Annotated in this window: 8 protein-coding genes; all 8 read right to left on the bottom strand. The window is 34.9% G+C overall.

Annotation, left to right across the window (positions count from 1 at the left end):
* Positions 1–320: 320 nt before the first annotated feature.
* Positions 321–1,637: a 6-phospho-beta-glucosidase gene (locus tag CN925_RS10230; protein WP_098846159.1), complete on the bottom strand. Its 1,317-nt coding sequence runs from the start codon at positions 1,635–1,637 to the stop codon at positions 321–323.
* Positions 1,637–1,948 carry a PTS lactose/cellobiose transporter subunit IIA gene (locus CN925_RS10225; protein ID WP_097974004.1) on the bottom strand — a complete coding sequence of 104 codons (312 nt, stop codon included), beginning with the start codon at positions 1,946–1,948 and terminating at the stop codon, positions 1,637–1,639. The genes CN925_RS10230 and CN925_RS10225 overlap by 1 nt, the downstream gene beginning before the upstream one ends.
* A 146-nt stretch (positions 1,949–2,094) precedes the next feature.
* The gene (locus CN925_RS10220) at positions 2,095–2,403 is read right to left on the bottom strand and encodes a PTS sugar transporter subunit IIB (protein WP_098846158.1); all 309 of its coding nucleotides are present in this window, start codon (positions 2,401–2,403) and stop codon (positions 2,095–2,097) included.
* A 28-nt stretch (positions 2,404–2,431) separates the two neighbouring features.
* Positions 2,432–2,947, bottom strand: coding sequence for an RDD family protein (locus tag CN925_RS10215; RefSeq protein WP_098846157.1), 516 nt, complete (start codon positions 2,945–2,947; stop codon positions 2,432–2,434).
* A gap of 49 nt (positions 2,948–2,996) precedes the next feature.
* Positions 2,997–4,301, bottom strand: coding sequence for a PTS cellobiose transporter subunit IIC (gene celB / locus CN925_RS10210; RefSeq protein ID WP_098846156.1), 1,305 nt, complete (start codon positions 4,299–4,301; stop codon positions 2,997–2,999).
* Positions 4,302–4,428: 127 nt separating this feature from the next.
* Positions 4,429–8,055 carry a hypothetical protein gene (locus tag CN925_RS10205; protein ID WP_098846155.1) on the bottom strand — a complete coding sequence of 1,209 codons (3,627 nt, stop codon included), beginning with the start codon at positions 8,053–8,055 and terminating at the stop codon, positions 4,429–4,431.
* 152 nt (positions 8,056–8,207) lie between these two features.
* Positions 8,208–10,148 carry a BglG family transcription antiterminator gene (locus CN925_RS10200; protein WP_098846154.1) on the bottom strand — a complete coding sequence of 647 codons (1,941 nt, stop codon included), beginning with the start codon at positions 10,146–10,148 and terminating at the stop codon, positions 8,208–8,210.
* A 497-nt stretch (positions 10,149–10,645) separates the two neighbouring features.
* Entirely contained in the window at positions 10,646–11,362 is a 717-nt protein-coding gene (locus CN925_RS10195; protein ID WP_098846153.1) for an SIS domain-containing protein, read from the bottom strand.
* Positions 11,363–11,365: the final 3 nt, after the last annotated feature.

Genomic DNA, 11,365 nt, shown 5'->3' with positions numbered 1-11,365 from the left:
TTCCTTCATAAAATTCCAAATATTTTAAAATCTTTAAAGTTTCTTTGCGTTTTTAATAAAATTATGTAATTTTATGTATTAATTTATCGTTTTGGAGCATTTTTTTATAGTTATAAAGTTCTAGATATATTTATCATCTAGATAGATCATCATAAAATGTTTTATGATGAAAAAATCCTTACTAAGACTTTTGTATTGATTATTCGACAATTGTTTAGGCTAGTCCTAGACTAGGTAGTGGTTCTATTAAAATATCAGAATATCTTTATAAAAATATAAAAGGCAGCATCCTAAAGGATTTGCTGCCGTAAACATATTTCCTATTTATAAAATCTCGGTAAATATTCTTTATGCGCTTCTAGCATTTCATCAACGATGGCTACAGCTACTTTATCGTTAGCTACAAGCGGGTTAATCGTTAAGGCAAGAATTGCTTTTTCACGACTTCCTTCTACAGCAGCCTCGATTGCTGTCTGTTCGAAAGATTTAATCGTTTGAATTAATCCTCGAACTGGCACTGGTAATTCCCCGATTGTTAGTGGAATAGGACCATCTTTTGTAATAACACAGCTAACTTCTACTGCCCCGTCATACGGTAAGCCCGAGATTGCTCCCTTGTTCATTGTATTTAATGGTTGGATATCTCTCGTATCATTATAAATTGATGAAATTAAACGACAAGCCGCATCAGAATAGTAAGCTCCACCGCGTTTTTCTAATTCAGGTGGTTTTATATCTAGCGCTTCATCTTTATATTTTTCAAAAAGAGAAGCTTCAATTTTTTGCACGACTTCTGCACGCGTTTCATTCGATTCAAAATCCTTTAATGCTCTTTCAAGCATTTCCGATGTTTTGTAATAGTAATGATGATATGAACAAGGAATGACATTGACTGCTTTTAAGAATTCAGGTGCCCATTCTTCAGCATCTATATTTTTTACAAAACTAGCATTCGCAGGATCCATAATCATTTCAAGTACTTGTTCTTTTACACTAACTCCATCTAAATAAACCTCTATACCATATACCATATGATTTAAACCTGCAAAATCAATACGTACACGTGAATGATCTACATTTAATAGTTTTGCAACACCCATTTCCATTCCAATCGGTATATTGCAAAGACCAATAAATCTCTTAATATTTGAATATCTTAATGCTGCCTCTGTTACCATTCCGGCAGGGTTTGTAAAGTTAAGAATCCAAGCATTTGGACATAGCTCTTCCACTTCTTTACAAATATCCAAAATAACTGGAATTGTACGTAAGGCTTTAAACAATCCACCTGCACCATTTGTTTCTTGTCCGATTACGCCATGTTTTAGCGGAATTCTTTCATCAAGTGCACGTGCAGCTAGTTGTCCAACACGAAGCTGTGTTGTAACAAAATCAGCATCCCTTAAGGCCTCACGGCGATCATACGAAAGATGAATTTCCATTGGTACTCCAGCTTTTTTGACCATACGCTTTGCTAGTGCACCAACTGTTTCTAATTTTTCTCGTCCAGCTTCGACATCAACAAGCCACAGCTCAGTTACTGGGATTTGTTCATAGCGCTTAATGATTCCCTCAACCAATTCTGGCGTATAACTTGAGCCTCCACCTATTGTAACGATTTTAAATTTCTTTGACATTACTTTAGGCCCCTTTCATACATGTCAACGAACTCTTTTGCCAAGTCTTTTACAGTCATTGCATTCATTAAGTGATCTTGGGCATGGATCATTAAAAGTGAAATCTCAGTTGGAGTACCACCGATCTCTGACTGAATAAGTGTTGTTTGAATATGATGTGCCTCATTTAAAGCATCACCTGATTCTTTCAATTTCTTGCGAGCCAAATCGAAGTCTTGTTTTTTTGCTGCTTGAATCGCTTCCATTGCAGCACTTCGACCATTTCCACCGTGAAGGATCAGTGTGAAAATTTCTGTTTCATTTTTTACCATAAAACTGACCTCCTCTCTTTTTTATTCATAAAATTTTTTTATCGTCATATTCCCACGGTTATTAATTTTAAAATGTATAAACCTTTAAGGTATTTATCATATTTTTCTTGGGCAAAGATTGAAAAGAGTCAATTCTTTGACAGTTACTACTTATTTTCAATTAAACTGATCGCTTGCTCTAAAATCGCTTCACCATCGCACATGCCATAATTCATCATATTAATTACTTCAACTGGAATGTTTTTCTCTTCACAGATTTCTTCCATTTCTTCTAAAAGGAAACGTACTTGTGGACCTAACAATAACACATCAGCTTCTTCGATTTCTGAGCGAACAACTGATTCAGAAACTGCCCATATACGTGCTGAAATACCTTTTGATTCCGCAACTTTTTCCATTTTAGAAACGATTAGACTTGTTGACATGCCTGCAGCACAGCAAAGTAAGATATTCATGATGATTTCCTCTTTCTTTAGTAAGTTTTTATGCTTCCTTTTTATTCATAACGACAAATCGACCAATTCGATCGTGTACAGCCAATGATTTTTGATTAGCAAACATGCTAATAACGGATAAGAAGAAAGGGATACCTTGAAAAATAAACATCGTCAAAAATTTAAAGAAACTTCTAACAATCACTAGAAATATATAAGGAAGCTTTCCCTTATTGTTATTAATGCGTGTTAATTTTAATCGAAAGATCATCTTTCCAATTGTTGACCCTCTCAATAATAGAGTTGTAGCAACTTCATAACAAAAATAGATGATAAGCGATTGTAGAAATGCTTCATTAAAAAGAGCCATTACCTTTACAGTTGCATCTTGACTAGCAGTTGATTTTTGAAGCTCAATCATATTTGCTAAGACCCCTGGAAAGTTTGGAAGTCCCGTGATTCGATACACAATTGACAAGATGATTGAAACAATTATTGCATCAATGGCAAAGGCACCGATTCTTTTTAATCGAAACGAAGTTAGTATTTTTTGTCGATTTTCCATAAGTTTTAGTCCCTTCTTCTAATCAATTATCCATTTAATTGCTGTCGAATTATTTACTAGTATTCTCTAATTCTAAATTTTTCTTATCCCACATTCTAATGAATGGGAACCAAATTGCCGAAGCCACTGCAAAAGCTACTAATTGCATGACTACACCCATAATCTTACCACCCGTCATTAAATAACCACTTATGAAATATGGGGTTGTCCACGGGATAATCGTTCCAGTCGTATGTGGGAATATTCCCATTGCCGTACCAAAGTAAGTCACTGTTAACACTGCTACTGGCGCTAGAATATAAGGAATCATTAAAAATGGATTTAAAACAATTGGAACACCAAACATAATTGGCTCATTTACGTTAAAGATCGATGGTCCAATCGCTAGACGTCCTACCTTCTTAAGAAGTTTTGACTTCGCTAAAAATGTCATATAGATTGCTACTGGTAAAGTAGCTCCAGATCCACCCATCCAGATCCCATTCTCATAGAATGTATACGTAATAATATGTGGTAATTCTTTACCTGCTTTAACTGCTGCCAAGTTCGCATCAGCATTTGTAATCCAAATTGGTTCCATAACAGATGTGATAATCGAAGAACCGTGGATCCCAAAGCTCCATAAAAGATGTTCCATTAAACAAGCGACAAGTGTACCAATATAAGTTGAACCTAAAATTGTAAATGGTTGTGTTACAACTTTATGAACAAACGTTGCAAAATCTCCCCATCCAGTATGACTAAATCCGTATCGAACTAGTAAGAAGAAAAGGATAATCACAAAACCAGGAATAAGCGCCGTAAATGAACGTGAAACTGTTGGCGGTACAGTATCTGGTAACGTAATGATGATCTTCTTTTGTAAGAAGTAACGATATATTTCAGCAGTAATAATGGCAATGATTAATCCAACAAACAAGTATTGTGCACCAAATAGATCAGGTGACCATGCAGATACAGTTTCCTTACCATCTTTGAAAGTGCTCATAATATTAACAATTAAATAACTTGCTAATGCTAATACTCCAGCTGGAACTCCATCAATATTCTTTTTGTCGACCTTATAACTACTTGCTAAGGAATAAGCTACGCCAAATACTGCAACTAAAGCGATAATCCCCATTGAACCGTTATAAACGATATCTCCAAAAGCATTCCAATTTTCGCCAAACACTTTTGACATAAAGTTTTGGTACCACTCTGCTTCTAACCAAGCTACGATAATGAAAAATGAACCAATGATCATTAGTGGCATGGCAAACATAATACCGTCACGCAAAGCAAGTAAGTGTCTTTGATTACCTATTTTCGAAGCGATCGGTAAGAATTTTTTTTCAAAAAATTTACTGTTCATTTCGTTATCCCCTCTCTAAGGAATTCGGATCTTGGTAAATCATGAATTTCCCATATACCAAGATCCTTTTAGAATTTATTTCTTTTAGTAAATAATCTTTAATGTTTGAATTTAATAACAGATACTTTTATTTAGCATCCTTAGATACTGTGCGTACAAACGTCATCACGTGACTATCATTTGCAAATTGTGGATCTCCATTCAATGTCATTGCAGAGTATACAACCGTCGCAGTGATAGTAGCTGATTTATTTGTTTTATATGTTACTTTTCCATCCGCATCAACAGCTACATCGTCTGGAGATGATGATTCGTAACTAACTTCTATAAATTTGTTTCCATCTGTATTTAATCCTTTTTCAGCCATTGCATTTTTTAACCAGCTTGGATATGCAAAAGAGTTCTTGTCCAACTTTGTAGGAGCAATTTTACCAGTTGATTTCATCGGATCAACAACATTGATTGTATAAGTGATTTTTTTCGGTGTTCTAAAGAAACCATCAATAACATATGCCGATACCGTACAAGTTCCTGGTTTTAAGCCTGTTGCGTATGCCCCATAGTACTCGCCATTTACACTTAAGTCGGTTGGTTTTACATTACCTTCATCACCATAAGTTGCTATATTTCTTAGGTCAATCACTTGTGATACATCTGGTTTGGCATTGATTTGTGATGGTAATCCATTTTTGTATCCTGCTTGATCCCAAGCATCCGTTGCCCAAGACACATTTCGAGTATAGCCAGTTGTTTTTGCATCAAGTCTAACCGATTCACCAACATTAATCGTAAATGTATGTGTGTCTTCATTATATTTCGCATGAGGATTCATCTTTGCAATGTTCGTTGGATAACTTAAGCTTTCTGTACCTTTATTTACAGGTTTAGTCACTTTTGAACCTAACTTTTCTACATAAGCAACATCCTCAGGATTTTGAGTGATCCAGTATGGCATTGAGATTACAGTTGAAGATTCCATTGTTAAACTGTTACCAGAGTCAATCGTTCTACGATCCATCGTTCCGAAAATATTCGTGTTGTACTTAGACATCATAACTTCATCACGTGGAATTAATTGATCAACCATAAGATTCGGCGCTACATGTGTTACGTCATTTCTGTTTGCTGATAATACATCAAAGTTCATGAAATTGTTAGGGATGCGAGACATTTGCCACTCTGAACCAGCAAGGTCAACTTGTGCATTTCCGATATCAATCCCTTTAGCTTTCAATGCACCTAGAGAAGCTGCATAGAAAGTTGTCATAAATGGGTTTTTCTCTCTCTTTTCATTTGTCCACCATTGATTCATACCTTCTAAGATTTCGTCTCCGTTAAACTGATCAGCATGGTGAGATAATGTGTAATAAGCTAGTGCTTCTTCTTCTTCGTCAGAATAGTTCATGTATGATTCATGAGTTACACCGCTAACACCAATATCATCTCCGTTATGAGCAGCAATACCAAAGTATCTTGCAAGATATTGCAATGACATATCAAGCATCGATTTCGAGTTGTGTGTTTTTGGGTATCTTACTTCAAAATCATTGTGTTCATTAGCTTTTTTTGTAGCCTTTTGGCCATTCATTACTTTGTATTCGTTTGCAAAATCTAGTGGTTCAACAACATCTATGCCCTGAGCTTTAAGGAGTTCTTTTTCTTTAGATGTATACCCGCCAAAATCTTTTGCGACTGCAAGTGCTTGTAAAAGTAATTGTGCATTTAATGGACCATCTTCATAGTCTGCGTCTCTTCCCCATGCATCTTTATTACCATCAAGGTATTCCGGATTCAAATTTGCCCATCTAGTTGGAGCATTTGGAACATTTAATCCATTTCCACGAATCGTTCCCTCATCAAAACGAGATTCAGTTGGATTCTCGCCATTTACAGTCAATTGGAAATAGTTATTTAGAATTAATGCATTTGTATGGTTAATCATATTATTTTTGATTAACGCTGCTAGTTCTGGATCTTCATCTTTGAACGCTTTATATGCTAAATCAAGCGTAAAATAATGACCTACTAATTCATCAGTAGAAGTTGTTGCTTTGTAAACGACTTTATTTGAGTCTAAAGCTTTTGTATCAGCATCTAAACCTTCATTTTGGCTTGCAAATATATTTGTTAAACGTGGAGGTACAGCAACTGTGTCATAAGCTTTAAGAGCAGGATTAGTTCCATTTTTGAAAGCTCCTGCGACATTGTAGTAAACTGTTTTTCCATTTATATCTGTTGTTTGTCCAACCTTCTTTTTTATCCATGCATTATCCCAAGTTTCAGCTTCTGGAGTTGTTGCACCATTGTTACTTGTGTTAACTTTATATGACCTTGCAAAGAAACCAGATGCAGCAGGTTTTTTTGTGTGATCTAATGTATACTTACCGTTTTCATCAACATAAACTGGCTTCCCTTCGTTTTCAGCTAGCCATGCTTTTGCTTCTTCGATTGTTGATACGTTTCCACCATAAGAGTTAACAACATACACATAGTCATTTACATTGTTTTTAGATGTAACTTTTAATTGGGTACCAGATACATAACCAAGCGTTACGATTGATTCAACTGCACGAATAGCAGATGCTTTTGCGTCTTTTGTTCTAGCATCAGATTCTCCAAAGTTTTCTTTCATGTAGTTGTATCTCCAGATTTCTCCAGAAGCATACATTGTCGTCCAAAGACCATCATTATCTGTATCGTAGTTGCCTCTGCCTGCATCTTTATCAGCAGTCATAAGCGCTTTAATCATATCCGCTTGTGAATTGAATCTCATATTCCCAGATTGGAATCCAAATCGATCCGTGTAGTTTCTAGAAACCTCGGTTTGTAATAACGATTTACCCATTAGCGACATTTGTTTTCTAACGATATGCGTTGCATTACCTTTTTCACCTAGAACCCAAAGTCCATTATTTCCATCTGGCATAATGTTTGTAATCACTTCTTTGGCGTTATAAGTTGCAGCTGCACCTGAATTATTAGTACCAGAACCTGAAGATCCACCAGTTTGAGGAATATATCTTCCACCTTGTAGATACTGAATTTGATCTGCTGGTGCTAAGTTTGGATCGTAAAGTGTAATTGCATCCGATACGATACCAGTAATTACGCCATGAGGTTTTTCGTCACCAAGAATAATTTTATCGTTTGACTTGATTAAAGTATCTTTAGAAATCAACCATTTTACGTCATTTTCTCCATTAACGTAGCCAACATAGTTCTTAGATGGGAATTTAGCTCCTGATGGTGCGGTAGGAATATTTGTTGTTTCCCATTTTGAATCTTTTAGTGCTGCTGGAATATTTGAATCCCCAGCGTTATAATAGTAAACAACTTTTTCAAGATTAGTAGATGACTGTGTCTCACTTACAGTAACAGTAATATTCACAGTTGTTGCATTACCATTCGTATCTACTCCGGTACCAGTGATTCTTGCCGTACCACCAGATATCCCTAAAATTTTTCCGCTATAATCTCCTTTCGCGTTTCCAATCATATCAACATATGCAACATATGGATCAGATGTTGTCCATTTTACTGGCTTTGTTGTATCTAAATTAGCTGGTTTTGCATGAGTGATCTCTGTCGTTGTCATATAAATCTTAGTTCCGGTTGAAATTGGAGCTACAGTAGATTGAGTTGAAACAGTAGGAGCAGCTTTAACTACTACACTATTAAAACTACCTGCAAACATTGAAGCTACTAATACTGATGCTGGTAAAGCTCTACCCAAAAACCATTTATTTCTTTTCATTAATCTTCCTCCGAAATAATTTATTTTATTATTTTTTGTGAGTAACCGTTTTCAACATTATCTACAAAAGCCAAATGATAATATGAATGTTGATTCGCATATGATTGCGACCATCCCACTAGGTTGATTTTTTTAGAATGATCGCTACTTCATTACGAACCATACTGAAACAAGATTTTAGAGATTTCATATTGAAAATCGTTGAAATTGTTTGATTTTAATACTTTCTGCTTCGTCTCGGGGTAATCCATTAAGTGTAAAAATAATCGACTTAACTCTTTGTGTAAAAACAAGTCTCCGGCACGAAGATTAATTAAAAATAGGATTTGTACAACTTTTCCATCGATTATCGGTGGGTTTTTAAAGATCACCACACTGATTGAATCTTGGATCGCAACCATTTTCAATGCATGTGGCGCTGCAATTCCGTTTTGTAGTATCGTCGATATTTTTTCTTCACGGTCGACAACTAAATCAGGATAGTTAGGTGGTGCAAATCCTAGTTCAACCACTCTTTTTGCCTTTTCTTTAATAAAGGCTTTGTAGTCAAACAACTCTTTGCTTTCTTCTATATAAAACAAATCTGTATGAAATAAAGATAAAAGTGTTGGTACATCTTCTTTAACTTTATTAGCCGGGTATCTAGTAAGCGCACGTCGAATTCTTTGAACATCCGTTTCAGTAAGTATTGGTGCTACTTGAATATACGGAATCGAAATCGTATCAAATGGAATCGAAGTCGATGAAACTAATAAATCATATTCTTCAAGATTTATTAACTGAAGCTCGCTGTACAGAACGACATCAATCTTTGCCCCTTGAAAAAGTGCTTCAAGTTTCATTTTCATTAAATCGGCCGATCCCGCTCCCAATCCGTACGATAGTAGAATTTTTTTGTAGGAACTTAGTTGTTTTTGTTTCTCCCTTTCTACGTGAGCTGCTAAATGCATTGTAATGTAACCCATTTCATCACTAGAAAGTTCGAATCCCCAAATTTCCTTAATCATTTCAGAAAAATTTAAGGCAATCATAAACACGTCTGAATACCTACTATATACATCATTTATCAATGGATTCGTAAGCTTTAAATTGAAATATAATCTTCTTAACAATGGATACATGTGCATGATCATCGTATTTAAAAGTTGCTGATCACCTGAAAACTGAGTTAAAAATGTTTGATCTAATCTTTCCAAACAATTCGTTAGTTTTTGCTTCAAGTCATTTTTTTCATGTTCCTCAATATCGTCAACACTCGATTTACCACTTATATGTGCAGCTAAATAGATAATTTCACTTTCTGGTAATACGACATGATATAGTTCAGAAAGAATTTCACAAATTCTCTTTGCTATATTCATAAACGATGGTTTGATTAGAGAAACATCTAATTTTTTTTCTTGATTAGGCAAGATAAAGTTGTGTTGAGTTACTCGAAAAGAGAGTACTTGGATGTGCAATAAAATATTCTCAAGTGCAAAATAACTTAATTTCAGTTGATTATTCTGTACTTCTTCACTCAAAACAGCTCGAATTTCCTCAAATGGAAACGCTTTCTCAAAAGTTTGATAATTTGATTTTTTTAACAATCCTGTTTCTTTTTGACTTAGGAAGTAGGAAAACGCTCTTCTAAAATTCGTTTCATCCCCAAGTAAACGAACCCCATAGCGTGATTTTGTTTCTACTTTTAAATCAAAAATCCTTACTTGCTTTTCAACTTCAATCATGTCGGTAAAAACTGTCGATCTGCTAATCATTAGACTATCAGCAAACATATCGATCGTTTGAAACTCTGTTGTTTGAAGTAAAAGCATAATAATATTATTCACTCGAACACGGGGTAAATCTGGTGCCAATGCTCCATCTATTTCATTCATATACGTTTGAACCAACTCTTGGTTTTCGATATGAAGTAAATAGCCCTCACCACGTTTTTTCTGAATCACAAATCCGGACTTTTCTCCAATCGCGTTTAGTTCTTTTAATTCATTTCGTAATGTACGATTTGAAATAGCGAATTCTGATTCAAGCTCTTGTGAAGTTAGTGATTTTCCTTTTTGATACAAAAATTGCAAAATTAAATCTCTTCGCATATATTACCTCACCACCCTAGATGCCTAATCTAGTATTTTAAGTTTACTTTCCAGTAAATCTATTTAACAGTTTGAATTTTTCCAAAATAGTTCGCAATTTAAAACAAATAAGCCTAGTTCATAAGTCATGCGAACTTCCAATGTTATAATACGACCTAAGACCTGCTATAAAATACAGGAACATTTTACTAACAACATTCGTTTTTATTTTTTTGAATACAAAAAAAATCCTTATCTTACAACAAAAGTACTAAAAATAAGGGATTCCGCATTTTATTGAGTTAAGCATTTCTTAACAATGTATTAGAAATTCTGTAAGACGTGGTTAGCACTTTAATCTGTCAAACGCGAAAAAGCGCACCCATAAACTGGGAACGCAAAAACGAATCAGTGAATTTTAAAAGCATACCTTTTGATTCTTAAATTCAAAGATCTTAAAGGGTAGTCGATTAATCTTATTTTTTTGTTAAATTTTGAGAAACATTAAAAAGCATAAATTAAACACCATAGTATTTTGCAAATAATTCTTTATTCCACTCATCTCCACCATCTACATTAGAACTTTTAAAAACAGGTGGTTTTAATCCAGCTTGATGATATTTTTTTGCTAATAATATAGAAATTGATTGCGCAACAAAGGCTCCAGCCATTGTTGAAGTTGCCCCCATCCCTGTATTTGCTTCTTCTACATAAAAGGAAGCATCTCCAGGTCCGGTACAATTATCTATGACTACATCACTAAAATCGCAAAGGTATTTTCCGCTACTATGTCTTGATTTAGAACCTTCTGGATGATTTGGATTTGTAAAAGCAATTACCTTTGCACCGCATTCCTGTGTCATTTTTGCAAGTTCAACCGTCATTCCATTTCTCCCTGAATTGGAAGCAATCACAAGAATATCTTTTGAGCTTATTTTGTATAAATCGAAAATTACCTTTGCATAAGCCTCTAATCGTTCGATCACAGTACTTTTTAATGGATGGTCATGTAAAAAAAACTCATTCGGCAAAATTGGTGAGACCTCCGCAAATCCACCCGCTCTTACATAAAATTCTTCAGCAAACATATGTGAATGACCCGAACCTGTAACAAGGAAGCGACCACCATTTTGAATGGCTTCAAAAATACAAGTTGCCGCTTCATCTATTTTTTGATTCTGTGTCGTATATAGTTTTTCGAGATTTGCCATTACATACTTAAAATAATTCTCCATAAA

This window comes from Bacillus sp. AFS055030 (genome assembly GCF_002574545.1).
GTDB lineage: Bacteria > Bacillota > Bacilli > Bacillales > Bacillaceae_G > Gottfriedia.
Note: the sequence above shows the minus strand (reverse complement) of the source record. Positions and strands in the feature narration are given on the sequence as shown.